At 67.0% G+C, this 26,616-nt stretch carries 29 protein-coding genes and 1 tRNA gene; 19 read left to right on the top strand and 11 right to left on the bottom strand.

Annotation, left to right across the window (positions count from 1 at the left end):
- Position 1 precedes the first annotated feature (1 nt).
- The 11 genes from clpS to AAFP30_RS21985 all read left to right on the top strand — a co-directional run bounded on the left by clpS (position 2) and on the right by AAFP30_RS21985 (position 7,564).
- The gene (clpS, locus tag AAFP30_RS22035) at positions 2 to 358 is read left to right on the top strand and encodes an ATP-dependent Clp protease adapter ClpS (protein WP_419232152.1); all 357 of its coding nucleotides are present in this window, start codon (positions 2 to 4) and stop codon (positions 356 to 358) included.
- A 37-nt stretch (positions 359 to 395) separates the two neighbouring features.
- Complete coding sequence (locus AAFP30_RS22030; protein ID WP_419232151.1) at positions 396 to 971, top strand: DUF2017 domain-containing protein; 576 nt, start codon at positions 396 to 398, stop codon at positions 969 to 971.
- A 15-nt stretch (positions 972 to 986) separates the two neighbouring features.
- On the top strand, positions 987 to 2,084 hold the full coding sequence (locus AAFP30_RS22025; RefSeq protein ID WP_419232150.1) for a P1 family peptidase: 1,098 nt from the start codon (positions 987 to 989) through the stop codon (positions 2,082 to 2,084).
- Positions 2,085 to 2,135: 51 nt separating this feature from the next.
- A complete protein-coding gene (locus AAFP30_RS22020) occupies positions 2,136 to 2,543 on the top strand; it encodes a Mov34/MPN/PAD-1 family protein (protein WP_419232149.1) in 408 nt (135 codons plus the stop codon).
- A 5-nt stretch (positions 2,544 to 2,548) separates the two neighbouring features.
- The gene (locus tag AAFP30_RS22015; protein WP_419232148.1) at positions 2,549 to 2,821 is read left to right on the top strand and encodes a MoaD/ThiS family protein; all 273 of its coding nucleotides are present in this window, start codon (positions 2,549 to 2,551) and stop codon (positions 2,819 to 2,821) included.
- Between the two features lie 6 nt (positions 2,822 to 2,827).
- A complete protein-coding gene (locus AAFP30_RS22010) occupies positions 2,828 to 3,799 on the top strand; it encodes a PLP-dependent cysteine synthase family protein (RefSeq protein WP_419232147.1) in 972 nt (323 codons plus the stop codon).
- Positions 3,800 to 3,821: 22 nt separating this feature from the next.
- A complete protein-coding gene (locus AAFP30_RS22005) occupies positions 3,822 to 4,487 on the top strand; it encodes a rhomboid family intramembrane serine protease (protein WP_419232146.1) in 666 nt (221 codons plus the stop codon).
- Positions 4,484 to 5,299: a glutamate racemase gene (gene murI, locus AAFP30_RS22000; protein WP_419232181.1), complete on the top strand. Its 816-nt coding sequence runs from the start codon at positions 4,484 to 4,486 to the stop codon at positions 5,297 to 5,299. Before AAFP30_RS22005 ends, murI begins: the two co-directional genes overlap by 4 nt.
- Before the next feature lie 89 nt (positions 5,300 to 5,388).
- Positions 5,389 to 6,156, top strand: coding sequence for a cyclic nucleotide-degrading phosphodiesterase (locus AAFP30_RS21995; protein WP_419232145.1), 768 nt, complete (start codon positions 5,389 to 5,391; stop codon positions 6,154 to 6,156).
- A 35-nt stretch (positions 6,157 to 6,191) separates the two neighbouring features.
- Entirely contained in the window at positions 6,192 to 6,947 is a 756-nt protein-coding gene (rph, locus tag AAFP30_RS21990) for a ribonuclease PH (RefSeq protein ID WP_419232144.1), read from the top strand.
- On the top strand, positions 6,947 to 7,564 hold the full coding sequence (locus AAFP30_RS21985; RefSeq protein ID WP_419232143.1) for a non-canonical purine NTP pyrophosphatase: 618 nt from the start codon (positions 6,947 to 6,949) through the stop codon (positions 7,562 to 7,564). The genes rph and AAFP30_RS21985 overlap by 1 nt, the downstream gene beginning before the upstream one ends.
- A gap of 2 nt (positions 7,565 to 7,566) precedes the next feature.
- Here AAFP30_RS21985 and AAFP30_RS21980 read toward each other — a convergent pair whose 3' ends face one another.
- From AAFP30_RS21980 to AAFP30_RS21970, 3 genes are all read right to left on the bottom strand, one after another.
- Positions 7,567 to 8,691 (bottom strand): glycosyltransferase, encoded by a 1,125-nt coding sequence (locus AAFP30_RS21980; RefSeq protein ID WP_419232142.1) that lies wholly within the window; start codon positions 8,689 to 8,691, stop codon positions 7,567 to 7,569.
- An 81-nt stretch (positions 8,692 to 8,772) separates the two neighbouring features.
- Positions 8,773 to 9,117 (bottom strand): DUF3817 domain-containing protein, encoded by a 345-nt coding sequence (locus AAFP30_RS21975; RefSeq protein ID WP_419232141.1) that lies wholly within the window; start codon positions 9,115 to 9,117, stop codon positions 8,773 to 8,775.
- The gene (locus AAFP30_RS21970) at positions 9,114 to 9,557 is read right to left on the bottom strand and encodes a transcriptional regulator (protein ID WP_419232140.1); all 444 of its coding nucleotides are present in this window, start codon (positions 9,555 to 9,557) and stop codon (positions 9,114 to 9,116) included. Before AAFP30_RS21970 ends, AAFP30_RS21975 begins: the two co-directional genes overlap by 4 nt.
- A 78-nt stretch (positions 9,558 to 9,635) precedes the next feature.
- Between AAFP30_RS21970 and AAFP30_RS21965 the strand changes: the two genes are divergently transcribed.
- Positions 9,636 to 9,720: transfer RNA gene (locus AAFP30_RS21965), tRNA-Leu, on the top strand.
- Positions 9,721 to 10,005: 285 nt separating this feature from the next.
- Complete coding sequence (locus tag AAFP30_RS21960; RefSeq protein ID WP_419232139.1) at positions 10,006 to 10,338, top strand: histone-like nucleoid-structuring protein Lsr2; 333 nt, start codon at positions 10,006 to 10,008, stop codon at positions 10,336 to 10,338.
- Positions 10,339 to 10,361: 23 nt separating this feature from the next.
- Here the strand turns inward: AAFP30_RS21960 and AAFP30_RS21955 are convergent, their stop codons facing one another.
- The 3 genes from AAFP30_RS21955 to AAFP30_RS21945 all read right to left on the bottom strand — a co-directional run bounded on the left by AAFP30_RS21955 (position 10,362) and on the right by AAFP30_RS21945 (position 11,776).
- The gene (locus tag AAFP30_RS21955; protein WP_419232138.1) at positions 10,362 to 10,580 is read right to left on the bottom strand and encodes a hypothetical protein; all 219 of its coding nucleotides are present in this window, start codon (positions 10,578 to 10,580) and stop codon (positions 10,362 to 10,364) included.
- A gap of 122 nt (positions 10,581 to 10,702) precedes the next feature.
- Positions 10,703 to 11,176: an HAD domain-containing protein gene (locus AAFP30_RS21950; RefSeq protein WP_419232137.1), complete on the bottom strand. Its 474-nt coding sequence runs from the start codon at positions 11,174 to 11,176 to the stop codon at positions 10,703 to 10,705.
- A gap of 9 nt (positions 11,177 to 11,185) precedes the next feature.
- Positions 11,186 to 11,776 (bottom strand): thymidine kinase, encoded by a 591-nt coding sequence (locus AAFP30_RS21945; RefSeq protein ID WP_419232136.1) that lies wholly within the window; start codon positions 11,774 to 11,776, stop codon positions 11,186 to 11,188.
- Positions 11,777 to 11,899: 123 nt separating this feature from the next.
- On the opposite strand from AAFP30_RS21945, the gene AAFP30_RS21940 reads away from it, so the two are divergent.
- The 3 genes from AAFP30_RS21940 (at position 11,900) to AAFP30_RS21930 (ending at position 15,287) form a co-directional block, all read left to right on the top strand.
- On the top strand, positions 11,900 to 12,103 hold the full coding sequence (locus tag AAFP30_RS21940) for a hypothetical protein (protein ID WP_419232135.1): 204 nt from the start codon (positions 11,900 to 11,902) through the stop codon (positions 12,101 to 12,103).
- Positions 12,100 to 13,614, top strand: a complete 1,515-nt coding sequence (locus AAFP30_RS21935) for a DUF7059 domain-containing protein (protein WP_419232134.1) — start codon at positions 12,100 to 12,102, stop codon at positions 13,612 to 13,614. Before AAFP30_RS21940 ends, AAFP30_RS21935 begins: the two co-directional genes overlap by 4 nt.
- 104 nt (positions 13,615 to 13,718) lie before the next feature.
- The gene (locus AAFP30_RS21930) at positions 13,719 to 15,287 is read left to right on the top strand and encodes a DUF222 domain-containing protein (protein WP_419232133.1); all 1,569 of its coding nucleotides are present in this window, start codon (positions 13,719 to 13,721) and stop codon (positions 15,285 to 15,287) included.
- A gap of 55 nt (positions 15,288 to 15,342) precedes the next feature.
- Here AAFP30_RS21930 and AAFP30_RS21925 read toward each other — a convergent pair whose 3' ends face one another.
- The 5 genes from AAFP30_RS21925 to AAFP30_RS21905 all read right to left on the bottom strand — a co-directional run bounded on the left by AAFP30_RS21925 (position 15,343) and on the right by AAFP30_RS21905 (position 19,811).
- Entirely contained in the window at positions 15,343 to 15,729 is a 387-nt protein-coding gene (locus tag AAFP30_RS21925; protein ID WP_419232132.1) for a hypothetical protein, read from the bottom strand.
- Between the two features lie 20 nt (positions 15,730 to 15,749).
- Positions 15,750 to 16,172 carry an organic hydroperoxide resistance protein gene (locus AAFP30_RS21920; RefSeq protein WP_419232131.1) on the bottom strand — a complete coding sequence of 141 codons (423 nt, stop codon included), beginning with the start codon at positions 16,170 to 16,172 and terminating at the stop codon, positions 15,750 to 15,752.
- Complete coding sequence (locus tag AAFP30_RS21915) at positions 16,169 to 16,669, bottom strand: MarR family winged helix-turn-helix transcriptional regulator (protein WP_419232130.1); 501 nt, start codon at positions 16,667 to 16,669, stop codon at positions 16,169 to 16,171. Before AAFP30_RS21915 ends, AAFP30_RS21920 begins: the two co-directional genes overlap by 4 nt.
- A 134-nt stretch (positions 16,670 to 16,803) precedes the next feature.
- Positions 16,804 to 17,949, bottom strand: a complete 1,146-nt coding sequence (locus AAFP30_RS21910) for a trans-sulfuration enzyme family protein (RefSeq protein WP_419232180.1) — start codon at positions 17,947 to 17,949, stop codon at positions 16,804 to 16,806.
- Between the two features lie 77 nt (positions 17,950 to 18,026).
- Complete coding sequence (locus AAFP30_RS21905; RefSeq protein ID WP_419232129.1) at positions 18,027 to 19,811, bottom strand: AMP-dependent synthetase/ligase; 1,785 nt, start codon at positions 19,809 to 19,811, stop codon at positions 18,027 to 18,029.
- Between the two features lie 231 nt (positions 19,812 to 20,042).
- On the opposite strand from AAFP30_RS21905, the gene AAFP30_RS21900 reads away from it, so the two are divergent.
- The 3 genes from AAFP30_RS21900 (at position 20,043) to AAFP30_RS21890 (ending at position 26,606) form a co-directional block, all read left to right on the top strand.
- Positions 20,043 to 21,830, top strand: coding sequence for a DEAD/DEAH box helicase (locus AAFP30_RS21900; RefSeq protein WP_419232128.1), 1,788 nt, complete (start codon positions 20,043 to 20,045; stop codon positions 21,828 to 21,830).
- 222 nt (positions 21,831 to 22,052) lie between these two features.
- Positions 22,053 to 22,385, top strand: a complete 333-nt coding sequence (locus AAFP30_RS21895; RefSeq protein ID WP_419232127.1) for a rhodanese-like domain-containing protein — start codon at positions 22,053 to 22,055, stop codon at positions 22,383 to 22,385.
- Positions 22,386 to 22,427: 42 nt separating this feature from the next.
- Positions 22,428 to 26,606: an AAA domain-containing protein gene (locus AAFP30_RS21890; RefSeq protein ID WP_419232126.1), complete on the top strand. Its 4,179-nt coding sequence runs from the start codon at positions 22,428 to 22,430 to the stop codon at positions 26,604 to 26,606.
- Positions 26,607 to 26,616: the final 10 nt, after the last annotated feature.

Genomic DNA, 26,616 nt, shown 5'->3' with positions numbered 1-26,616 from the left:
CATGGCGCTTGACGAAACTCGTGCGCATGAGGCTACTACTCGGGCCGAGCGAGCCGAGGAGCGGCGCGAGGGCACCGGTACCGCGGTGGCCGAGCCCGGCGTCGCCGATGGCGCGACCGCACTCGACCGGCCCTGGGTCACGATCGTGTGGGACGACCCGGTCAATCTGATGCGTTACGTGACGTTCGTGTTCCAGAAGATCTTCGGTTACTCCGAGTCGCGCGCCAACGAACTGATGATGCAGGTCCACACCGAGGGCAAGGCGGTGGTGTCGGCGGGGGAGCGCGACAAGGTCGAGGGCGACGTCCGTAAGTTGCAAGCGGCCGGCCTGTGGGCGACGATGCAGCGCGACACCTGATCGCGCGTTCGAGTCGATAAGGAATCCGAGATACCCCGTGCGTACCTGGAAACGCAAAGGACGTGGCGCGTCGGTGCGCATCTGCTCGAATCTCGATGTGCACGAGGTGGAGTTGCTGGCGTCGATGGTGACGTCGATGGCCGAACTGCTCACCGAACGTGAGTCGACCGCACCGAAAGATGAACTGTCGGAGCTCACCGGTATCCCGGTCGGCCACGCCAGTACCCCCACCGATGCGACCTTGGGACGGCTGCTGCCGGACTTTCACCGGCCGGACCAGGACCACACCCTGTCGGCGGACGTGGTCAACGGCGACTTCAACGGCGCATTGCGCAGCGTGCACGAGCCGCACATCATCGCCGCGAAGATGGCGGCGGCGCAGTGTGTTCTGGATACCCTGCCGGCCGGCGGCGGGGATCTCGCGCTGACCGAGGCGCAGGCGATGGAGTGGCTGACCGCGCTCAACGACGTGCGATTGGCGCTCGGCGCGATGCTCGGCATCACCGAGGACACGCCCGACCAGTTGCCGCCGGATCATCCGCACGCCGCTCATCTCGACGTCTATCACTGGCTGACGGTGATGCAGGAACTGCTCGTCGAGGCCTTGATGTGATGAGGCCCTGATCTGATGGGCGAGTCCGCGCGTGCCGGGGATCGGATCACCGAGGTCGCCGGGATCGAGGTCGGGCAGCATCACTTCATCGACGCCGACGCAAAGGTCGCGACCGTCGACGTCGACGGTGCCGGCTGGGCGACCGGCACCACGATCGTGCGGATCACCGCGCCGAACGCCGTCTGCGCCGTCGATGTCCGCGGCGGCGGACCGGGCACCCGCGAGACCGATCTGCTCGATCCGTCGAACACCGTCCAGACGGCGCACGCGATCGTGCTCACCGGCGGCAGCGCCTACGGATTGGCCGCCGCCGACGGCGTCATGGGCGGCCTGGAGGCGGCGGGTGTAGGACTGCCGATGGACGAGCGCGGGCACGTCGTGCCGATCGTCCCTGCCGCGGTGATCTTCGACCTGCCGGTGGGGGACTGGACGTCCCGGCCCGACGCCGACTTCGGCCGGCGTGCGCTGGCCGGGTCGTCGGGCGAGGTTGCGATCGGTTCGGTGGGGGCCGGTGCGGGCGCGCGGGCGGGCGCGGTCAAGGGCGGGGTCGGCACCGCGTCGCGCACGATCGCCGACGGTCCGGCCGCGGGCATCACCGTCGGGGCACTCATGGTCGCCAACCCGGTCGGCTCGGTCATCGATCCGGCCACCGGATTACCATGGGGTGCAGGCGCTTCCGAGCTTGGCTATCACGGACTACAGCAGCCCTCGCCCGGCGACGTGGCCGGGTTCGCCGATCTCGTTGCCAAACAGACGGTGCTCAACACCACCATCGGGGTGGTCGCCACCGACGCCACGCTCGATCCGGCGTCGACGAAACGCGTCGCGATGGCCGCCCACGACGGACTCGCCCGGGCGATCGTGCCCGCCCATTCCCCCCTCGACGGCGACACCATCTTCGCCGTGGCCACCGGGCGCCTGCATCCCGAACCACCTCCATTGGTCCCACGCGGGATGAATCCGGACGTCGCAGTGGTGGCCGAGGTGGGTCGAGTGGCGGCGGTGGTCGTCGCACGGGCGATCGTGGGTGCGGTGCTCGCGGCGACGTCGGTGGCCGGGATCCCCGCGTACCGCGACGTGGTGCCGTCGGCGTTCACCTCGCGCGCGGAATAGCGTGGACGTCGGCAGCGTTGGGCAAGGCTGATGTCTTCAGGAGGAGTTCAGGTGCTGACGATCAGCCAAGAGTTGGTCGACGAGATGATCGCGCACGCGCGTGCCGACCATCCCGACGAGGCGTGCGGCATCATCGCCGGACCGGAAGGGTCGGATCGGCCCGAACGGTTTGTCGCGATGACCAACGCCGAACGCTCGCCCACGTTCTACCGGTTCGATTCCACCGAGCAGCTCAAGGTATGGCGCGAGATGGACCGTCTCGACGAGGAACCCGTGGTGATCTATCACTCGCACACCGCGACCGAGGCCTACCCGAGCCGCACCGACATCTCCTACGCGAGCGAACCGAACGCCCACTACGTGCTGGTGTCCACCCGCGACACCGACGCCACCGAGATCCGCAGCTACCGGATCGTCGACGGCGTGGTGACCGAAGAACCCATCGAGATCAGGAGCTGAAAACCATGCCGGTAACCGTGTCCATCCCGACCATTCTGCGACCCCACACCGGCGGCGAGAAGCGCGTCGAGGCCAGTGGCGCCACCCTGTCCGAGGTGATCGACAGCCTGGAATCGGGCAACCCCGGGATCAAGGAGAGGCTGGTCGCGGACGGGAAGCTGCACCGCTTCGTCAACATCTACGTCAACGACGAGGACGTGCGCTTCTCCGGCGGCCTCGACACCACCATCGACGACGGCGACGACGTCACCATCCTGCCCGCCGTCGCGGGCGGATAGTCGCCGGTGGCGCGCTACACCTCGCTGATCGAATCGGTCGGGCACACCCCGCTGATCGGCCTGCAACGACTGTCGCCACGCTGGGACGACACCGACGACGGACCGCACGTGCGGCTCTGGGCCAAGCTCGAGGACCGCAATCCGACCGGCTCCATCAAGGACCGGCCCGCGCTGCGCATGATCGAGCAGGCCGAACGTGACGGACTCGTACGGCCGGGCTCGACGATCCTGGAACCCACGAGCGGCAACACCGGCATCTCGCTGGCGATGGCCGCCAAGCTCAAGGGCTACAAGCTGATCTGCGTGATGCCCGAGAACACCTCGGAAGAGCGTCGATCGCTGCTGAAAATGTTTGGCGCCGAGGTCATCTCGTCGCCGGCGGCGGGCGGCTCGAATACGGCGGTCGCGGTCGCGAAGAAGCTGGCCGCGGAAAACCCCGACTGGGTGATGCTCTACCAGTACGGCAACGAGGCCAACATGCTCGCCCACTACGAGGGCACCGGTCCCGAGCTCTACGCCGATCTGCCCGAGATCACGCACTTCGTCGCCGGCCTCGGCACCACCGGCACCCTGATGGGCGTCGGACGGTATCTGCGCGAACAGAACCCCGAGATCGAGATCGTCGCGGCCGAACCGCGCTACGGCGACGAGGTCTACGGCCTGCGCAACATCGACGAGGGCTTCGTGCCGGAACTCTACGACGACTCCGTCCTGACCCGCCGGTTCTCCGTGCAGGGCGTCGACGCGGTCGCCCGGGTACGGGAGCTGATCGACTCCGAGGGCATCTTCGCCGGCATCTCCACCGGGGCGATCCTGCAGGCGGCCCGTGGGGTCGGCCGGGGTGCGATGAAGAAGGGCCAGCGCGCCGACATCGGGCTCGTCATCCCCGACGCCGGATGGAAGTATCTGAGCACGGGAGCGTACGAAGGTAGCCTGGAGCAGGCAGAGCAGGCCCTCGACGGCCAGCTCTGGGCATGACGCCGTAGCGAACAGGAAACCCATGACAGCCAACCCCGCGCCGACCAGCCCGGGCGCCACTCGGCCACAACCACTCTGGCTCCGGTCGGTGATCATCATGGCCGCCATCACGGTGCTGCTGTTCGTCATCGAGGCCATCGACGCTGCGACCAACTACCGGCTCGACGACAACGGCATCGAACCGCGCCAACTCGATGGACTCGACGGCATCCTCTGGGCGCCGCTGCTGCACGCCGACTGGGCGCACCTGATCGGGAACCTGCTGCCCGGACTCGTGCTCGGCTTCCTGGTCCTGATGACCCGCCACTTCATCGTCGTGACCGCGATCGTGTGGCTGGTGTCCGGACTCGGCGTATGGCTGTTCGCCCCGCCGTACACCGTCACCGTCGGCGCGTCCGGCATCATCTTCGGCTGGCTCACCTATCTGCTGGTGCGCGGGCTGTTCAACCGCGACTTCTGGCAGGTGCTCGGCGGGGTCGTGTTGTTCATCATCTACGGGTCGATCCTCTGGGGTGTGCTGCCCGGCAATCCCACCATCTCGTGGCAGGCGCACTTGTTCGGTGCGTTCGGCGGTGTGCTCGCCGCGTGGTATCTCGCCGACCGGGATCGTCGTCGAAAGGCGAAGGCCGCGACGCAGTTCCCCGGTCCCGGTCTGTCCGGCCCGCAGTATCCGGGGGTGCGGTCATAGACACCGCACCAGCACGCCGGGCGGACGCGCCGATCGGCATCTTCGACTCCGGCGTGGGCGGCCTCACCGTCGCGCGCGCCATCATCGACCTGCTGCCCGACGAGGACGTCATCTACATCGGCGACACCGGCAATGGGCCGTACGGTCCGTTGACCATCCCCGAGGTGCGCCGTCACGCGCTGGCCATCGGCGACGACCTCGCCGCGCGTGGCGTGAAAGTGATTGTCATTGCCTGTAATACCGCGTCCGCCGCATGTCTGCGTGACGCGCGGGAGCGCTATGCGCCGATCCCGGTGATCGAGGTGATCCTGCCCGCGGTGCGCCGCGCGGTGGTGGCCACCAAGACCGGGCGCATCGGGGTGATCGGTACCGCCGCGACGATTTCCTCACGCGCCTACCAGGATTCGTTCGCGGCGGCGCGGGACGTCGAGATCACCGCGGTCGCTTGTCCGCGGTTCGTCGACTTCGTCGAACGCGGCATCACCAGCGGACGGCAGATCCTCGGTCTCGCCCAGGGCTACCTCGAACCCCTGCAGGAGGCCGACGTCGACACCGTCGTCCTCGGTTGCACGCACTACCCCCTGCTGTCCGGCGTCATCCAACTCGCGATGGGCGAGCAGGTAACGCTGGTCTCGAGTGCGGAGGAGACCGCGAAGGACGTCTTCAAGGTGCTGACCGAGGCCGACCTGCTGCATCCGCACAGTGACCGGGTGGCCTCACGGCTGTTCCAGTCGACCGGCGATCCGGAGTTCTTCGCCCGGCTGTCCTCCCGGTTCCTCGGGCCCGCAATCGGTCAGGTCCAGCACCTGTGACTCCCGCCCGTGAGCCACGGTGCGCCTTCGTTGACGACTTGTGACCCATCCCGGTCACGGTCGCTCAAGCGACATGGCACAGTAGGCCTATGCGGCTGACCGTCCTCGGATGTTCCGGAAGTGTGGGTGGACCCGGCGCCGCCTGCTCCGGATACCTGCTCGAGGTCGACGGTGAGCAGCCGGTCCTGATGGACTGCGGGCCCGGGGTCTTCGGGGAACTGCAGCGGCGCGCCGATCCCATCGATGTCGACGTCATCCTCAGTCACCTGCATGCCGATCACTGTCTGGATCTGCCGGCGATGCTGGTGTGGCGGCGTTATGCACCGACACCGGCCACCTCGCGCGCCCGCCTTTACGGCCCGCGGGACGTCGACCTGCGTCTGGGGGCGGCGTCGTCGGAGGTCCCCGGCGAGGTCGACGACATCTCCGACACATTTCACGTCACCGAGTGGCAGCACGGTGTGCCGGTGGAGTTGGACGGCCTGACGATCACCCCGATCGAGGTGAACCATCCGCCGGACACGTTCGGACTGCGGATCGCCGGCCCGCACGGACAGGTCATCGCCTACAGCGGGGACACCGGGATGTGCGACGAGGTCGTCGACGTGGCCGCCGGCGCGGACATCTTCCTGTGCGAGGCGTCGTGGACCCACGCGCCCGACGACCGGCCGCCGAACCTGCATCTGTCGGGCTACGAGGCCGGGCAGATCGCGACGAAGGCCGGGGTGCGGGCGCTGGCGTTGACCCACGTCGCGCCCTGGTCGGACCCCGAGGCGATCCTCGCCGAGGCACGCAGCACGTTCTCCGGCCCGGTCGACCTGGTCCGCCAGGGACAGGTGTTCGACCTCGTCCCCTGATCGGGGTTTCTCGTGCGGTCGTTAGAGTTGAGGCCGTGACGACACGAGCAGATGGCAGGACCGACGACGAGCTTCGACCGATCACGATCACCCGGGGGTTCACCACTCATCCCGCGGGTTCGGTGCTGGTGGAATTCGGTCAGACACGCGTGATGTGCACCGCGAGCGTGACCGAGGGAGTACCGCCGTGGCGTCGCGGATCGGGGCTGGGCTGGCTGACCGCCGAATACGCGATGCTGCCGTCGGCGACCCATGAGCGGTCGTCGCGCGAATCGGTGAAGGGCCGCGTCGGCGGACGGACCCACGAGATCAGCCGCCTCATCGGCCGGTCGCTGCGCGCCTGCATCGACCTCGCCGCACTCGGCGAGAACACCATCGCACTCGACTGCGACGTGCTACAGGCCGACGGTGGCACCCGGACCGCCGCGATCACCGGCGCCTACGTGGCACTCGCCGACGCGGTCACCTGGCTGGGTGCCGCGGGGCGGCTCAAGGATCCGCAGCCGCTGTCCTGCATGATCGCCGCGGTGAGTGTCGGTGTCGTGGATGGCCGTGTGCGCCTTGATCTTCCGTATGAGGAGGATTCCCGCGCCGAGGTCGACATGAACGTCGTCGCCACCGACGCCGGTACGCTCGTCGAGGTGCAGGGCACCGGCGAGGGCGCCACCTTCCCGCGCGCCACCCTCGACAAACTCCTCGACATGGCGATGATCGGTACCGACAAGTTGTTCGACGCGCAGCGCACCGCGCTCGCCGCCGACTACCCGGGCCGCTTGCCCGGCAAGTCCTGATGACGACGGTGCTGCTGGCGAGTCGCAACGCCAAGAAGCTCGCCGAGCTCCGACGGGTGGTCGCGGCGGCGGGGATCACCGGGCTCGACGTCGTCGGACTCGATGACGTGCCCGAGTATCCGGAGGAACCCGAGACCGGCGCCACCTTCGAGGAGAACGCCCTGATCAAGGCGCGTTCGGGTGCTGCGGCGACCGGATTGGCTTGTCTGGCAGACGATTCCGGGATTTCGGTGGATGCCCTGAACGGGATGCCAGGGGTGCTGTCGGCGCGGTGGAGCGGCCGACACGGCGACGACACGGCCAACAACGACCTGCTGCTCGCGCAGATCGCCGATGTGCCGGCCGAACGACGCGGGGGAGCATTCGTCTCGGCCTGCGCGCTGGTGCTGCCGACGGGATCGGAGACGGTGGTCCGCGGCGAATGGCGGGGAACCATCCTGCCGGAGCCGCGGGGTGCCAACGGTTTTGGCTACGACCCGCTGTTCGTCCCCGACGACGAAGTGGCCCAAGGTCGTTCGTCGGCCGAGCTGTCAGGTGCGGAGAAGGATGCACTCAGTCATCGCGGAAAGGCGTTGGCGCAGTTGGTGCCGGCGTTGCGGGAGTTGTCGCAGGGCTGAACTCACGAGCCGGCCTGGGTTGGCTCACCGCGATGGATGGCCAGCATGGTGTCGACCGAGTCCGGCCACCGGAACTGCTCGGCGCGCATGCGGGCCGCACGCTCGCGCACCGGTCGCGGAACCGTGAGGATGCGGTCGATCGCGGCGGCGAATCCGTCGCCGGAATCGTCGGCCAGCGCGCCGCATGTGCGGTCCACGAGTCCGGCCACCGCCGACGACTGCGACGCCACCACGGGCGTGCCCGATGCCAGCGACTCCAGTGCCGACAGACAGAACGTCTCATGCGGACCCGGCGCCAGCGAGATCTCGGTGGTGGCCAGCAGCGCAGCGACCTGGCGGCGATCGGTCACATGCCCGAGAAAGGTGACCGGTAGCCCATGCGCCGCGCGTTCCAGGGCGGGTCGTCGGGGACCGTCGCCGGCCACCACCAGATGCACCGGCCGCCGCGCGGCGTGCAGCCGGGCGATGGCGGCGATGCTGCGATCGGCGCGCTTCTCCGGCGACAACCGACCGCAGTGGGTGATCAGCGTCGTCGATCCGTTGGTGAATCGCGATTGCAGTGCCGGGTCGGCGTGCCGGGGCGCGAACATTTCGAGGTCGACGCCCAGCGGCGCGCGGTGGATGTTGCGGGCGCCGATCCGGTGGAACTCGGCGGCCGCGAAGTCGGTGGTGCAGACAATCGCGTCGAACGAGTGCGCGGTACGGCGATTCGCCTCGTCGGCGAGCGTCCGGGCGGCGGGTAGGGGCAGCGCCATGCCGAGCAGTCGATCCAGACGTTCGTGGGAGACCATCGTCGCGTGGACGTCGCGGACGCGGGCCCACCGTCCGAAGCCGCGCAGCGTCAAGCGATCCGAGACCTCGATCGCGTCCGGCCGCAGGTGCTCGAGCACGTCGGCGACCCGGCGCGCGGAGGCCACCCGGTAACCGCCGGAGCAGGGGAGTCGGGCGGCGTGGACGGTGAGTCGCTCGACGCCACTGGCCAGCGTCTGCGCCGAGTCCCGAATGCCGGGCACCACGAGAATGACCTCGTGACCGGCGGCGACATAGCCGGCGCCCCACCGATCGACCGCGGTCCGCAGACCGCCGGACCGGGCGCCGTAGAAGTTGGCGAGCTGCACGATACGCACCCGGCCATAGTGGTCGGGTGGGCGTGAACCGACGCTGATCGTGCGGTCACGAGCTGTCGAGCAGCTCGTGAACAGCGTGCGTCAGAGGTGGTACTGGGCTTTGACCTCTTTGGTGCGGATGTGCTCGACGTAGAACGACAGGAACGGGATGGTGCCCGCGATGGCGGTGACGATGATCTTGCCGAGCGGCCAACGCACCTTGATCGCCAGGTCGACGGCGCAGATGAGGTAGACGAAATAGACCCAGCCGTGCACGATCGGCACGAAGTCGAGGGAGTCGTTGCCGAACCCGTACTTGAGGATCAGTTCCGCGACCAGCAACAGCAACCACAGACCGGTGATCCAGGCGAGGACGCGGTAGCGCAGGAGCGCACTGCGGACCTTGTCGACGGGGGTGGTCGAGGCCGGAGTGGAGATTTCGGTCACCGGGGCTGTTCCTCACTGCTGGGGGTGGTGGCGGTCGGCTGCTGTCCGGCCAGATCGGCCAGATACGAGTTGTACTGCGCCAACGTGGAATCCTCGGTGGCGTCGGGCTCCGAGGACAGGGACGAGGCGCTGGGGGTGGTCGGGCGGTCGGGGAGGATGCCCGCGGGGATCTCGGTGGCGCCCTTCGCGTCGGGAGCGATCTTGCGCTGCTCCTCGGGGTCACTCTCCAGGACGACGAATCGCCGGTAGGCGTAGACGAATGCGGCTGCGAACGCCGGCCACTGCAACGCGTACCCGAGATTCTGGGCGGTTCCGGAGTCCGACTCGTAGCGGCTCCACTGCCACCATGCCAACACGAGGCAGGCGACGGCGGCGACGACGACCAGCGCGATGAGCGCCGGACGATGCCGTCGCCGGGGCTTGGTCGAACCGGATTGCATACCCTCGACGGTACCTGGCCAGCATCGATCGATGAGCGGGCGGTACGCTGGGTCCGCGCCGGATGTGTCCGGCGCCACGCGCGAGTGGCGGAATTGGCAGACGCGCTGGATTTAGGTTCCAGTGTCTTAGGACGTGGGGGTTCAAGTCCCCCCTCGCGCACCAGGGAATCTGCGGTATGTGGATCGGTGCATCGGTCACGAAATCATCCCGTGAATCGTGAATAGTCAGGTCGGAATCGGCCGCATTTGTCACCGACGGCGATGCAGGTGGTTCGGGCAGGTCACCGACGTCGAAGTCGGTAATTCGTCCAGTGATGTGAATTCGCGATCAACAGAATGCATCCCTTTTGTTGTTTAACAACTTTTGTGTGTTATTTCGCAGTAAATACCCCTGCTATGGTTGTGCGCGCGTCAGTGGGGCGCGATCTCGAAAGGGGAGTTCTCGAGTATGGCGAAGCAGACTGTAGTGCAGTTTATTGACGACATTGACGGCAAAGACCTGAAAGAAGCGGTGACCATCGAGTTCGGCGTCGATGGCAAATCTTACGAATTCGACACATCCTCGGTGCACGCCAAGGAGTTTCGCAAGAGTCTCGAGAAGTACATTGCGGCATCGCGGCGCGCGGGACGCAACAAAGGCCATGCGAGTATGGCCGGTGGCAAGCGTCCCAAGGAACAGACACAAGCGATTCGGGACTGGGCCCGGCAAAACGGTTACGACGTGAGTGATCGTGGACGTATTCCGTTGGAGATCGCGGAGGCATTCGACGCCGCGCATTGACCGCGGCGTCGAATGGGGCGGGGTCAGATTCCGGTGTCCACCCAGACGATTTGTGTTGCGTAATCGTGTCCGTGAATGGCGTGGACGGCGTCGATCGAGTCCCAGACGACCGTGGACTGATGCTCGCCGACAATCCATCGCATCGCGACGCGGCCGTCGGTGAACTCGATTCCCTCGGCGACGATTCCGGTTCCGGAGATCCCGGTGACGTCGCTATCTCGCTGCAGAACAAAGGTTCTCACCCAAGGCTCCTCGGGGCATGGTAGTCAAACTCGTCGATCTGAGAACTACCATATTGCCGTATTTCTCGGTTGGCCGACTCAATCGGGGTATTCGCGGTGCTGATCCGGTCGGTGGGGCGCCGCTACCGCCCGAGGAATCGTCTCCACCATCCGCGTCGACGCGGCGCCGGCATAGCCGCGTCCTCGTCGTTCAGGTACGCGATGAGCGCGTCCGCGACCTCGTCGGTGATCCCGATCTCCCACGAGGTCTGGAACAGCGGCTGGTCTCGGGCGAAGTCGGCGTTGTCGTCGACAATGGCGTAGCGCGTCACCTCGGGATGGTCGGCCAGCCAGCTCGCGACCTCTGTGCCGCGCCGGCTACCGGGAATCGACGGGGTCATGCCATAGAGCTCCGATGTGACGCCCGCTCGGACCTCGGCGACGTTCTCTTCCCACAGGCGCCACGTCGAGGACAGCACAACTGCGCAGCCGGTCTCGGCGATGACGCGACGCACCCGACCCGCGAGCGTCGGATCGATCCCGACGAGGTGGCCGTGGCGCACACTGGATCGCCGGCTGTTGACCACGCCGTCGATGTCGAGGAACAGGGCCTTCATCGCTCCATTTCACCGTCCGATCCGGCCGTCCACATAGTGCTTGCGGCACAACGCCCGATAACTGACCGGACCCGACGCGGTGTCGCCGACAGCGATGACCTCCCCCGAACGCACCATCCGATCATCGACGATGCGGGCGTTGAGGATTGCAGGGGCGCCACACCAGCACAGCACGATCGCCTGCATGCGGTGTACCTCGTCGGCGATCTCCACCAGTCGAGCGGCGCCGGGAAACAATCTCGACCGAAAATCGGTGAGGAGTCCGAACGCGAAGACGTCGATGTGCTCGACGTCGACGAGCCGGGCGAGGTGTTCGACCTGCGCCGGAGTGAGGAACTGCGCCTCGTCGCAGATGACGAAGTCGAGCGCGTCGGTCTCGTGGCGGCTCGAGACGAGCGTATAGAGATCGGTGTCGTCGTCGATCAGCTCGGCCTCGGACTCCAGGCCGATTCGGCTGGTGACCTGCGCGTTGCCCGACCGGTCGCGGTTGGTCACGAGTAGGCCCGCTCGGCCCTGTTGGCGCTGATTGAACTGCGTCTGCAGGGCGAAGGTGGACTTCCCGGCGCCCATCGGGCCGTAGTAGAAGATCAGACCGGACATGGCCTGATCATCGCGTATTGCGGACCGGTGTGCTCGGTCACATCGCGCCCTGCAAGTAGATCGAACCCGTGCCCAAGTCAACCTAAGTTGACGATTGTCGTCTGGGTCGGCACGATGGAGTCCATGCGGACTGCAGTGAACCGGGGCGACGACGAGACGCCCATCGAACAATTGACGCGCATCGCGGCGTTGCGACGCGACATCTCGCGGGAAGAAGAGGTCGCGGTGCGTCGAGCCCGGCAGGCCGGGCTCTCGTGGGCGGAGATCGGACTGCTTCTCGGTGTGTCCAAACAGGCGATGCACAAGAAGTACCGGAAGGTCGGGTGAGTACCATTCAGCCGCTGCACGACGTCGAGGTCATCGATGCGCTCGGTGCGGATCTCCGCGCTGCCGGCTACGACTCGGACGGTGTCGGAAACCTGTTGGGGGAGCAGGCCAACGAGGCACTCGGCCGTGGGATCTGGTGGCCGGCGCTGCGTGCCACCCGGCAGGCGGCCGCCGAGGTCGCCACGCTCGCAACCATCGTCCGGCTCTTTCTCCTCGGTTCGGACGAGCCGGAAGAGGCTGTTTCGCAAGCATTTCCGACGACCGGCAACAGGCGGCTGGTCGCCGCGGGAGTGCTCGAACGAAACGACGACGGCACCCTGCGCGCAGCTCTGGACATCCGACCGCACGCCGACGATGTCCGCGACTACCTCGTCGTGTCCGATCAGGACGCGGTGATGCGCTCGGCGCCGGTGCGCCACGATCACGTGCTCGGCATCGGCGGCGCGTCGGTGTCGTTGGCGCGCGCGGTGATTCGCGAGCCGGCTCGGCGCGCACTGGATATCGGGACCGGTTGTGGCATCCAGGCGCTACATCTCGATGCGCACTGCGACGAGATCGTCGCCACCGACACCAACGAGCGCGCGCTCGCGCTGGCCGCGGCAACCGCGCGGCTCAACGGTATGACGTGGGATCTCCGTGCGGGGAGTCTGTTCGAGCCGGTGGCGGGGGAGCGGTTCGACCTGATCGTGTCCAATCCACCGTTCGTCGTCGGTGCCGGGGCGCAGGACTACATCTATCGGGATTCCGGAATGATCGGCGACGCGTTGTGCGCGGAGCTGATCCGGCAGCTCCCCGATCATCTGAATCCCGGTGGCACCGCCCAACTTCTGGCGAACTGGATCGTGCACGACGATGCCGACTGGCGCGACCGGGTCCGTGCGTGGCTCGAGCCCACCGGACTCGACGCGTGGGTGGTGCAGCGCGAACTCGCCGACCCGGTCAGCTACATCTCGCTATGGCTCTCTGACGCAGGCGAATCCACCGAAGCGATTGCCGAACGCGGTGCCGCATGGCTGGATTGGTTCACCGAACAGGGCATCGTCGGCATCGGCATGGGGGTGATCACGCTGCGCAAGCGTGCCGACGGCGACGCCGGGGAGCCCGATCGGGTCCTCGAGGAGATCACCGCAGCCGGTGAGGAGGTCACCGGGCCTGAGGCCCAGGCATTCCTCGCTCGCCGAACTTACCTGCGCACCACCGCCGACGCGCACTTGTTGGCCGCGCGATTGACCACATCGCCGGTCTTCCTGGACTCGCAATCCTTGCCAGGAGATGAGGGGTGGCAACAGATTTCGTCCGCGGTTCGTCGCCCGGGAGGACCCGGCGCGGTCCTCGGTGTCGACGAGGTGTCCACCGCGTTGCTCGCCGGATGCCGCGGCACGGTCCCGCTGGGGGCGCTGATCGAACTTCTCGCCGACTTCCATGGCGTGGACGCGGAGGCGCTCGCGCAGGCGGCACTGCCAGTGGTTCGGGAGGCCATCGAACGGGGGATCCTGTACGAGGTGCGGTGATCGTCACTCTGTGTGGCACTCGCCTCCCGAAACCCCTTGCCTCGAACGTTTGAGCGAGGTAAAGTATCGAACATCAGTTCGAGCGATTTGAGGGGTGAGGCTCGATGACCAGCAGCAATGAGAGTGGCGACTCCGGCGCGGAGATTGTCGGGCTCTACCGGGAACTCGACGACGTGCTGGATCGGATCGCGGCCTCATCGACGACGTCTGCCGGCTCTGATGAGGTGCTGGCGGTCGCCGAGTCCCATGAACGTTCGGCGCGGCGGTTGGCCTATGTCGGGTTGCGGCGGGTGATGGATTGCTCGGACCGCGGGGTAGTGGAGCGCGAGGGTTACAGCCGGCTCACCGATTTCATGGTGCTGCACCTGCGGATCACCGATCCGGGTCGACGCCGCAAGTTGATGGCGGCGTTGTTGTCGATGTACTCGTTGACCGGGGACGTCCTGGACCCGAAGTTCCCGAATCTTGCGGCGGCGTTCGCCGAGGGGGCGATCGGTCCCGAGCATGCGTTGACGGTGATCAAGATTCTCGACAAGATCCCCGCCGCGGTGGAACCCGAGTTGCGGGACAAAGCCGAAGAGGTGATGGCCGGTTACGCCCGCGACCACGAACCCAAAGAACTCATTGTCCTGGGTGCGGAGTTGTTGGCACACCTCGACCCCGACGGCACACTCGCCGATGACAAGGACCGAGCCCGACGGCGCAGCCTGGAACTCTCGAAGCAGGACGCCGATTTGATGAGCAGTCTGGAAGGACGCCTCGACCCGGTCACCCGCGCGCTGCTCGACGTCGTCCTGGCCGCGTGGGCGGCTCCCGGAATGAACATGCCCGGAGATCCCGACTCGCCGAAAGGCGGCAGCGACGACGTCGACCTGGAGGTGCTGAAGAAGGCGGCCGAGCGGGACTACCGCACCCCCGCCCAACGCAATCACGATGCGCTGCACGCACTGTTGGATGCGGTCGTCAACGGCGGAGTCCTCGGGAAAAGTCATCGAGGCCTGCCGCCGCATCTGATCATCTCCATCACCGACACCGCCCTGCGGGCACAGGCCGGGGTGGCCACCACCGCCAGCGGTGCGCTGCTGCCGATCTCGCAGGTGATCGAGTTGGCCGCCGACGCACAACAACACCTCGCAGTCTTCAAAGATCACAGTGCCGAGCCGTTGTATTTGGGTCAGGCCCACAGGTTTGCCAACCAGGCACAACGGTTCATGCTGTTCGCCCGGGACGGCGCGGTGTGTACCTGCCCGAACTGCACGCAGCCGTTCACTCATCTCGAAGCTCATCATGCGGAAAAGGATTGGGCGCAGGGCGGGTTCACCGATGTCATCGACCTGGCAGGAGCGTGCGGCAAACACAACCGGATGGTCGGTGACAAGCCAGGTCAGTGGTCGACCCACATCATCAAAGAGGGACCCGATGCCGGGCGTCCCGCGTGGGTGCGCACCGGGCGCGACGGACGCCGCGGGAAGCCACAGGTCAACCGCAACGGGATCGTCGGGGCGGAACTGGCCCGCCGATTGCGGGAACGGGACCGCCCACCGGATAAGGAGAAGAACTCGCGGACAGTCGAATCCGCGCCCAGTACCGGACCACCGGGCAAACCCGAAGAGCGACGCCGGGTGCCGCGACTCGTCGCGTCGGGATGGGTGGTCAACACCCTCGACCTGTAGCAATCCCTGCTCCCCGCGGAGGAGGGGAGCAGGGATGCGCAACGTGTTGCGGTTCTCAGCCGCGTGCGTACAACGCCGCGGCCACGAGGGCCGGTTGCCCGAAGAGGCGGCCCAGGCGCTTGCCATCGGTGTCGAGTCCGAACGCGTCGATCTTGTTGCGGTACTGGTGAATATTGCCGGGGAACACGGCGACGAAGAATGCTGCCGCGGTGGTGCCGAGGAGGCGCCGATACTTCGGCAGGGCGATGAGCCCGGCTCCGAGACCGACCTCGGCAACGCCGGAGGCGATGACGGTGACGTCTGGGTCGAGCGGCACGAAGTCAGGCACCTGGGCCTGGAACTCCTTGCGCTGAAACGTCATATGTCCGACGCCTGCGGTGGTGAGGATTGCGCCGAGGGTGAGGCGGGCGATCCGCCGCGAACGTGGTTCAGGGGTTGCCATCGAGGTCATCCTCTCGGTGCTCAGTCGTCGGCCAGCGACAGCGCGACGTCGATGTTGCCGCGCGTGGCATTTGAGTACGGGCAGACTTCGTGGGCCTTCTCGACGAGTGACTGGGCGGTGGCGTCATCGACGTTCGGCAGGCTGACCTCGAGTTCGACGGCGAGCCCGAATCCGCCGGCATCGGTGCTGCCGAGTGAAACCCGTGCTCCGACAGCCGAATCGCTGACATCGGCGCCGGCCTGTCCGGCCACGAGACGGAGTGCGCTGTGGAAGCATGCTGCGTAGCCAGCGGCGAACAGTTGCTCCGGGTTGGTACCGACGCCGGAGCCGCCGAGTTCCTTGGGCATGTCCAGGTCGACGTCGAGCTTTCCGTCGGACGTGCGAGCGTGCCCATTGCGTCCGTCTCCGGTGGCGAGTGCCTCAGCGGTGTAGATGGCCTTCATGATGCGTTTCCTTTCGTTGGTTCGGCTGCGTCCATGTGCCGGCGCAGTTCCTCGGTGAGGGTGTGCAGTGCGGACCGAAGTTGGATGAGGCCGTCCACGTCGACGGCTCCGTCGTGGCCGGAATCCTCTTGGGTGGCGTCGGAAATCGCGTCGACGAGGGAGTCGTAGACGCAGTCGGCACGCGCGCCCAGGGCGATTCCCTCCGGCGTGAGCGCGACGGTGACGGACCGCTCGTCGTCGACCGATCGGCGTCGAACGAGGTAGCCGAGGCCTTCGAGGCGGCGGATCAGCGGGGATACCGTGCCGGAGTCGAGATGAAGTCGGCGACACAGCTGACCGATGGTCAGTTCGTCCTCTTCCCACAAGGCGAGCATGGCCAGGTACTGCGGGTAGGTGAGGCCCAACTCCTTCAGCCCGGGGCGTTGCGCGGCGATGACCGCCCGCGACGCCGTGTACAGGGCGAAGCAGAGTTGTTCATCGAGTGGGGCAACGCTCATGGGTTGAGTGTAGCGCAATTATGTTGTGCACAACATTGTTGTGGGGAGCAGAGTCCGTTGCTGTGGGCGCGGAAGTGGTTGCTGTGGGCGGAGAAGTGGTTGCTGTGGGCGCGGAAGTGGTTGCTGTCGGCGGGTCAGGCGAAGGTGGCGTCGAGGGCGGCTCGGAGGTCGGCGGCGAGGTCGGCAGGATCTTCCAGGCCGACCGAGAAGCGCAGATGACCCCAGCGCCGGAACTCTGCGGGGTAGGCGGCGACGCGCGGACCGTCGGTGCCGACGTGCACGATCAGCGACTCGTCGTGTCCGAGGGACACCGCGGAGGTGATCACCTTGAGGTGGGAGACGAAGCGGTTCTGCGTGTCCGGGTCGCCGTCGACGGCGAACGCCATCATCGCGCCGAATCCACGTCCACCGAATTGCCCCGCCGCCAAACCGTGTTGGGGATGGGACTGCAGTCCCGGGTAGGCGACGTAGGCGATGCGCTCGTCATTCTCGAGTAGCTGCGCCAGGTGGATTGCGGTCGACTGGTGCTGGGCCAGCCGCAGCGGGAGGGTGATCGATCCGCGGGCGATCAACCACGCGTTGAACGGCGAGATCACACCGCCCACATCAACCATGGCCTCGGCCTTGATCGGGTCGATGAGTTCGCGGCGGCCGATCACCGCGCCGCCCATCGCGTCGCCGTGACCGTTGATGTATTTGGTCAGCGAATGGGCCACCAGGTCGGCTCCATCGACGAGCGGCCGGTACAGGGGCGGCGGGGTGAAGGTCGAGTCCACGAGAAGCAGCGCGCCCCCTGCGTGGGCGATCTCGGCAAGGGCGCTGATATCGGCCACCTTGGTCGTGGGGTTGGCGATCGTCTCGGTGATCACCAGTCGGGTCGTCGGCCGCAGCGCCGCCCGGACCGCGTCGAGGTCGGTGACGTCGACGAAGGTCGCCTCGATGCCGTACTTGCGCGGCAGCAGCGACGACCACAGCTTCCACGTCGCCTCGTAGGTGCTGTCGGAGACGACGACGTGGTCGCCCGCGCGCACGTGGGTGAAGAACACCGCGTGCAGCGCCGCCACCCCCGACGCGAGCACCACGGCGTCCTCACCATGCTCGAGCGCCGCCAACTTCTCTTGGAGCGCAAGCTGGTTGGCGCCCGTGTTGCGGGTGTAGAACAGCCGGTCGGTACCCGACCAATCGATCGTCGACGGGTCCTCCGGCAACTCATACGAGTTCGCCATCGTGATGGGGGTACGGATCGCGCCCGTGTCCGCGGGCGCGTTTCCGCCGTGCACGCACAGTGAGTGGTCGCCGAGCGACTCCGGTCGATGACGATCGGGGGTGGGGGTCACCTCACCGACAGTAGGACATCTCAGGTATAGAGATCGGCGATCGCCTTCTTGTGCCCGTCGTGAATCACGTTGCGCTTCAACTTCAATGTGGGCGTCAGTTCCCCGGAGTCGATGGTGAAGTCGGTGTCGAGCACCGAGAACTTCTTGATCGCCTCCGCGTTGGACACCTTGGAGTTCGCGTCCTTCACCGCAGCGTCGAGTTCGGCGAGCAGGTCCTTGTTCTGCGCGAGGTCGGTGAGTGTGGTGCCGGCCGGGAGGTTGTGGCGCTCCAGCCACCCCGGGACGGATTCGGGATCCAAGGTGATCAGTGCGGCGATGAACGGCTTGTTGTCGCCGACGACGAGGCACTGGCTGATCATCGGATGGGCGCGGATGGTGTCCTCGAGTTGCGCCGGCGATACGTTCTTACCGCCGGCGGTGACGATCAGCTCCTTCTTGCGTCCGGTGATGAACAGGAATCCGTCCTCGAGTTTGCCGACGTCGCCGGTGTGGAACCAGCCGTCCACGATCGCCTCGTTGGTGGCCTTCTCGTTGTGCCAGTACCCGTTGAAGACGACGGGTCCCTTGAGCAGCACCTCGCCGTCGTCAGCGATGGCCACCGACACGCCGGGGACGGGTCGTCCGACCGAGCCGACCCGCTGCTGGTCTTCGCTGTTGACCGTGACCGCCGCCGTCGTCTCGGAGAGGCCGTAGCCCTCGTACACGGGCACGCCGACGCCGCGGAAGAAGTGACCAAGACGCGCACCGAGCGGTGCGCCGCCGGAGAGTGCGCCCTCGCACTTGCCGCCGAGTGCGTCGCGCAGCTTGCCGTAGACGAGCCGGTCGAACAGGGCATGCTGCAGTTTCAGCACGAGACCGGGCCCGCCGGCCTCCTGGGCCTTGCTGTAGGCGATGGCGGTGTCGGCAGCGCGATCGAAGATCTTGCCCTTACCGCCGTCGTAGGCCTTCTGCTTGGCGGAGTTGTAGACCTTCTCGAACACGCGCGGCACCGACAGCACATAGTCGGGTTTGAACACGGCCAGGTCGGCGACGAGATTCGGGACGTCGTTGGTGTGGCCAAGGATCACGCCGGTCTCCACGCACGACACCGCGACGACCCGGGCGAACACGTGTGCCAGCGGCAGGAACAGCAGCGTCGACTTGCCCTCTTCGAGCAGTGTCCCGACCGCTTCCCGCACCGACACGGCCTCGGCCAGGAAGTTCGCGTGGGTGAGTACGACGCCCTTGGGGCGGCCGGTGGTGCCCGAGGTGTAGATCAGGGTCGCCGGGTCCGAGGAGACCGCGTTGGCGTGTCGCGACTCGAGTTCGGCGTCGTCGACCTGCGCCCCGCGCTTGGTCAGCGCCGCGATGGCGCCGTCCTCGATGATGAGGGTCTCGCGCAGGTCGGGTGCCGCGTCGATCACCGACCGGTGCTGTTTGCGATGGTCGGCGAGTTCGACGACGAGCATCGAGGTGCCGGAGTCGGTCAGGATCCATTCGACCTGATCGGGCGCCGAGGTCTCGTAGATCGCCACCGTCGTGCCCCCGGCCCGCCAGATCGCGTAGTCGAGCACCGACCACTCGTAGCGGGTCGACGACAAGATCGCGACACGGTCACCGGGTGCGACCCCGGAGGCGATGAGTCCCTTGGCCACCGCATCGACCTCGTCGGCGAACTGCTTGGCGGTCACATTGACCCACGTGCCCCCCGACCGCTTTTTGAACAGCGGCATCGTCGGCCGCTGCGATCGATAGCGCAGGATGGCATCGACCGTCGTCGCCTTGTCCTCGATGGTGAAATTCGCCGGGGTTGAGTACTGCTCCACGGGTGCGCTCCCTCAAAACGTTAGCCAGCCAAACGGACATAACGGACATCACCGCGCCTGTATCGACACCGACCAACGTCCGCTGAGTGGGATCGAGGCTACCAGCACGGGAGTGGCCTGATTCACACTTCGCACTGTTCGCGCGGCGCGGGTATGGGCAACCCGCGCGAGATTCCTCGAAGACGGCGTCTGCCGATTACAGTTGTCGATGATGAACGAGACTGATCGAGCATGAGCGCATCCAGCGACGGGCGGCCCGACGAGGCCGAAGACACTGTCGGCAGCTTCGACGACCTGGGGCTCGACGAGCATGTTCGGCAGGCCATCGCCGACATCGGCTACGAGTCGCCGTCCCCAATCCAGGCGGCGACCATTCCGCCGTTGATGGCCGGGCGTGACGTGGTCGGCCTGGCGCAGACCGGTACCGGCAAGACGGCGGCTTTCGCGCTGCCGATCCTCTCGCGGCTCGACCCGGCGGAGCGGCGGCCGCAGGCCCTGGTCCTCGCGCCGACCCGCGAACTGGCGATCCAGGTTGCCGAGGCCTTCGGCAGTTACAGTTCCCACCTGCCGCAGGTGCGTGTGCTGCCGATCTACGGCGGCCAGAGTTACGGTGTGCAGCTCGCCGGTCTCAAGCGAGGCGCGCAGGTCATCGTCGGCACACCGGGCCGGGTCATCGACCACCTCGACAAGGGCACCCTCAACATCTCCGAGCTCGACTTCCTGGTGCTCGACGAGGCCGACGAGATGCTCACCATGGGCTTCGCCGAAGACGTCGAACGGATTCTGGCCGAGACCCCCGACAACAAGCAGGTCGCGCTCTTCTCCGCCACCATGCCCAGCGCGATCCGTCGACTGGCGCAGAAGTATCTCAATGATCCGCAGGAGATCACGGTCAAGGCCAAGACCGCGACCGCCCAGAACATCACCCAGCGCTATCTGCAGGTGTCGCATCAGCGCAAACTCGATGCGCTGACCCGATTCCTCGAGGTCGAGACCTTCGATGCGATGATCGTGTTCGTCCGCACCAAGTCGGCCACCGAAGAACTTGCCGAGAAACTTCGGGCCCGCGGATTCTCCGCGGTCGCGATCAACGGCGACATGGCACAGGCACAGCGCGAGCGCACCATCAATCAACTCAAGAACGGGCAGATCGACATCCTGGTGGCCACCGACGTGGCCGCCCGCGGCCTCGATGTCGACCGGATCTCGCACGTCGTCAACTACGACATCCCGCACGACACCGAGTCGTACGTGCACCGCATCGGTCGCACCGGACGGGCCGGACGGTCGGGCAACGCCCTGCTGTTCGTGTCACCGCGCGAACGGCACCTGCTGCGGTCGATCGAGCGGGCCACCCGGTCCACGCTCACCGAGATCGGGCTGCCCAGCGTCGATGACGTCAACGCGCAGCGTGTCGCGAAGTTCGCCGACTCCATCACCGAGAACCTCGGTTCGGACAACCTCGACCTGTTCCGCAAGCTCATCGAGGATTACGCGCGCGACAAAGATGTGGCCATGGCCGACATCGCCGCGGCGCTCGCCCTCGAGACCCGTGACGGCGGTTTCCTGATGACGCCGGATCCGCCGGAAGGAGAGCGGCGCGAGCGTCGCGAACGCGCCCCGCGCGGGTCGAGCGGCGGTCAGTTCGCCACCTACCGGATCGCGGTGGGTCGCAAGCACAAGGTCTCGCCGGGTGCCATCGTCGGTGCAATCGCCAACGAGGGTGGGCTCACTCGCGGCGACTTCGGCAACATCAGCATCCGCGATGACTTCTCGCTCGTCGAACTGCCCGAGAATCTCGACAACGAGACGCTCTCCGCGCTGCGGCACACGCGGATCGGGAAGAACGCGATCGACATCCGACGCGATCAAGGGGCACCGCGGCAGCGAGGCGGAGCCAATCGTGGCGGCGGTGGCCACGGCCAGCGCGGCGGCGGACATGGCCGAGACGGCGGCAAACGCGGCGACAGCTGGGGCAAACGCGGTACCCCGCGGGTTGCCGGCCGCGGCCGAGGCTGAGACCAGAGCTTCCTGACCCTGTGGTGTTCCTGTTAATTCAGGGGGCTGCAGGTGACGAGCTTGCCCCAGTGATATGAATCCGTAACATTGGTTCCCGGGGGTCCGATAGACCTCACGGGACGCAACCAGCGTTCTGCGAACGTCCCTTCGTTCTGCGCGGAAAGATTGTGCGGCAGAGGGTTTTTCATATACATCGCAACAGGGAAATCAGGTGAGTCACCAGTGTCAGTGGTGAATTCGATCACAGCAACCGACGCCATGCAGCATTGCGCACACGATCACGCGGTGATCGTCGACGCGCGCCCGCAGGTCATGCGGCATCAGGGCAGTGTGCCCGGTGCAGTCGTCGTCGACCCGACCGAGGTCCGCTCGCGGTTCACGCCCACCCCGTCGGGGACATTTCCGATGGTCCGGGATCGCGACACCGAGATCGCCGTGGTCTCCGTGCGATCGCAGGCATCGGTCATCGCCGAGGAGATCGCCGATCTCGGGTACACCAACGTCCACTACGTCGATGGTGGTTACTCCGCGATGCGTACCGCGACGCAGCAGTAGCGCGCACGCAAATCGCTGCCGGCATTGGTAGCGTTTTCATGCATGGCCGACGAGTCCTCGACATCAGGTGACGATCTCGCCGATGATCGCGTCCTTCGACTCCTCGGATACCTCCGTGAGATCGTGCGCGCGCGGTCCGAGATCGTCACCGACGTCGAACAACATCCGGGTGTCGTGTGGGTGGGCAAGTCGACAGCCCTGCCGGTGCGCACCGGCGCCGCGCCCGGTCAGCTGATTCTCGAGGCCGAACCCGACGCCGATGGATTCGACGCGGTGTCCGCGCTGGTCGATGACCTGCAGGACGAGCCGGAGTCGCTGGAACTCGTCCTGGCCAACGCGTTGGTCACGGTCACCCAGGCCGACGTCGACACCCCGCTCGTGCGTGACCATCTGATCACCCAGCAGGTCGTCGCCGAACGGGACGTCGAGACCGGTGCGGTGCGCGTGCTGTTGGCCACCGGCGCCCGGCCCATGGTCCACGACATCCATCTCCTCGCGCCGGTCGACGGGATCGACCTGTCCGGCGCGGTGAAGGTGCGGCGCAAGCTCACCGAACTCCCGAGTCCGCTCGGCAGCCCGGTCGCCGGCCAGCTCGACAGCTGGCTGCGCGAGGTCAGTGTCGACGACTCGGTGGTGCGCGTCTCGACCGAGTTGCGGCCGGCGCTGGTCCTGCGGCGACGCGGGGTCGCGGCCGCGCTCGCGTTCTACGATGCGATCCTCGCCGACCTGCGTTCGTCCGATGAGGAACCGCCGGTCGGGCTGGCGCAACTGGTGGCTCCGATCGAGGCACCCGAACGGCTGGCGGCACTCGCCCGGGCCGGCGCGCTGCCGGCCGACGAGTTGGTCGCCGACGCGCTGTATCCGTTGTCGTCGAACGTCGAGCAACGGGACGTGCTGACCCAGCTCGGGGTCGACAGCGGCGTCGTGGTCGAGGGACCACCCGGCACCGGCAAGACCCATACCATCGCCAATGTCGTTGCCGCGTTACTGGCCAAGGGGCAGCGGGTGTTGGTCACCAGCGAGAAGGCCCAGGCGTTGCGGGTGCTGCGCGACATGCTGCCCGCCGAATTGCGGGATCTGACCGTCTCCATCGCCGACGTGGGGCGTGACGACTTCGATGTCACCGCGGCCGGTGTCGAGGCCATCGCGGAACGAAAAGCGACCTATCAGCCCCGGGTCGTCGCCGCGGAGATCGCCGATCTGAGCGCCAAACGTGAACAGGCGCTGGGGAAGCGAGAGCGGGTGCTGCGCGAACTCTGGACGGCACGTGAATCCGAGACCGAGGTGCATGAGTGGGTCGCCGGCGACTACCGGGGTACCGCGGCCGAAGTGGTACGACAGTGCACAACCGACGCGCCAGGCTACGACTGGCTGCCCGGACCGCTCGACGGCGTGGCGCCGCCACTGTCCGCGGACGAGTTCGAGCGGCTGCGCGAATTGGTCGGCACCACGGGCGGATCCACGACGCGGATGGGACAACGTCTGCCCGACCTCGCCGAGTTCCTGCCCGATCCGGGGGAACTCGACCGTGTCTGCGCCCGCATCGCCGCCCGCCCGCACGAACCCATGGTCGGCAGCGGCTCGCTGCTGTCGATCCTCGACGACGTCGACAGTGCACGCCTCGTCCGTATCCGGGAGATCTGCGAGCAACTCGGTCGGGCGGCCTCCGAGGTCGCCGGATTCCCGCCGGTCATGGTCGATCTCGCCGATCGGCTGCTCGACGGACAGTCCGGACATCTCTGGTCGCGGGTGTCCGGGCTGCCGTCGATCATCGGCGATGCCGCCGAGCGCGATCGGGCGTTGGGTGCGCACCTGGTCGACGTCGAGGGTGCCGGTCCTGGCGACGAAGCCGTCTTCCGGAGAGCCGCCGACCACCTGATAGGTGGCGGGCGATGGCGTGGGCGGTTGCTGCGGTCTGCCGAGCAGCGTGCGGTCGAGGAGTCCACGGTCCGCGCGACCGTCGACGGGCGAGCACCGACCGACAGCGCGTCGCTGGCGCTGGTCGCCGATCACCTCGCCGTTCTCGACGCCGTCACCCAGGTTCGTCGGGTGCTGGCCGATCTTGCTGTGCCGGTGGACAGTTCGGGTTCGCGGTCGGCGCAGCTGAGCAGACTCGTGGAACTCGACGCCCAACTGGCGTGGATCTCGGACCTGATCACCGGGCGAGACCGGTTGGTGCACGAACTCGAGGCGATCAGTCCCGGTGGTCCGCGGCCACGCAGCGTCGCCGAATTGACCGAGGTCGCGCGGCAGGCGGGTGCGATCGCCGCCACCAACGACGCGGTCCTTGCCGAACATGAACTCGCCGAGTGTGCCTACCGCCTGTCCTCGGAGGTCGAGCAGGGACCCTCGTCGGAGGGCGATGCGCTGGTGGCGGCGCTCGGTACCGCCGACGCCGGTGCCATCAAGGCTGCGCGGCGGGCGTGGAATGCCGCGCGTGCCGAACGCGACGACCAGGTCGCGCTCGACCTGCTGAGCCTCCGGCTGCGAAGCAAGGCGCCCGAGCTGTACACCATGCTGCGCGAGACGCATTCGGAGCCTGTCTGGTCGGTCCGGCTGCGAGAGGTTGGTGGCGCCTGGTCCTGGCGCCGGGCGTACACGTGGGCGGTCGACCGGTCCGACCCCGGGCTGGAGCAGCGCTTGCAGGCAGAACTCGACGAGCACGACGCGGACATCGCGCAATTCACCACGCGGCTCACCGCGCTGCATGCCTGGCGAGCCTGCCTGGAGCGGATGAGCATCGCACAGGTGCAGGCGCTGCAGTCCTACCGCGATCACATGATCAACCTCGGTAAGGGATCGGGCAAGTACGCCGGCCGATTCCGCGCCGCCGCGCGCTCGGCCATGGAGCAGGCGCAGGCGGCGGTGCCGTGCTGGATCATGTCCATCAGCCAGGTCGCCGACACCGTCGCGCCGATTCGGCATGCCTTCGACGTGGTCATCGTCGACGAGGCGAGCCAGGCCGACATCACCAGTTCCTTCCTGCTGTGGCTGGCGCCGCGGGTCATCGTCGTCGGCGACGATCAGCAGTGCGCGCCAATCGGACTGTCGGGCACCACCCTCGACGACGCCTTCGCCAAGCTCGACTCGCACCTGCCGGACCTACCGCACTATCTCCGCGACGGCCTCACGCCACGGTCGAGCCTGTTCTCGTTGCTGCGCAGCCGGTTCGGCCACCTGATCCGACTGCGCGAACACTTCCGGTCGATGCCGGAGATCATCGAGTTCTCCTCCCGCCAGTTCTATGCGGGAGCCCCGTTGATCCCGGTGCGGCAGTTCGGTGCCGACCGACTCCCACCGCTGCGGACGGTCGCCGTCTCCGGCAGTGCTACCGGTCAGGGGGCGGGCCTGGTGAACACCGCCGAGGCCGAGGCCATCGTCGACACGATCTCCTCGTGTCTGAACGATTCCGCTTATGACGGAATGGATTTCGGCGTCATCGCGCTGTCCGGCGCCAAGCAGTGCGACGAGATCACCCGACGATTGCGAGAGGTCGTCGGCGACGACGACTGGCGCGAGCGGCGCATCCGGGTCGGCACCCCGCCCGACTTCCAGGGCGACGAGCGACAGGTGATGTTGCTGTCGATGGTCGTCTCGGACCCGGAGTCCATCGCACCGCTGACCCGAGCCGAATCTCAACGACGGATCAACGTCGCGGCGTCGCGCGCGATGGATCAGATGTGGCTCTTCGGTTCGATCTCCCGAGATGACCTGCGGCCCAGCGATCTACGGTACTCGTTGCTCAGCTACTTCGAGGCCAACCAGGGGCCGTCGATCCAGCCGATGCCCACCGACGTTTCGAACACCACTCGGCAGCAACCATTTTCGAGTCTCTTCGAGCAGCAGGTGTTCAACCGGCTGGTCGAACGTGGCTACTACGTCGTGCCCGCCGTGACCGTCAACAACCGTGTCATCGATTTGGTGGTCACCGGCTCGGATGCGCGACTGGCGGTGGAGTGCGACGGCGACTCGTTCCGTACCACCGGCGCCCAGGCCCGCTCCGACATGGAGCGCGAACGTGAATTACGGCGCTGCGGCTGGCAGTTCTGGCGGGTGCGCGAATCCGAGTTCGAACTCGATTCCGAGCGCGCGCTCGACGGCCTCTGGGAGGCGCTCGAACGGCGCGGGGTGAAACCCGGATCGGTCACCCCGCCGGTGGCGGGCGCGGTGGTCCGGACGGGCGAACACTGGGAGCCGATCGACCTGGGCGCGGGGGAGTAGCCACCCACCG

Source organism: Gordonia sp. CPCC 205515 (genome assembly GCF_048537925.1).
GTDB lineage: Bacteria > Actinomycetota > Actinomycetes > Mycobacteriales > Mycobacteriaceae > Gordonia.
The sequence above is the reverse complement of the archived record's forward strand: the minus strand, read 5'-3'. Positions and strand labels throughout refer to the sequence as shown.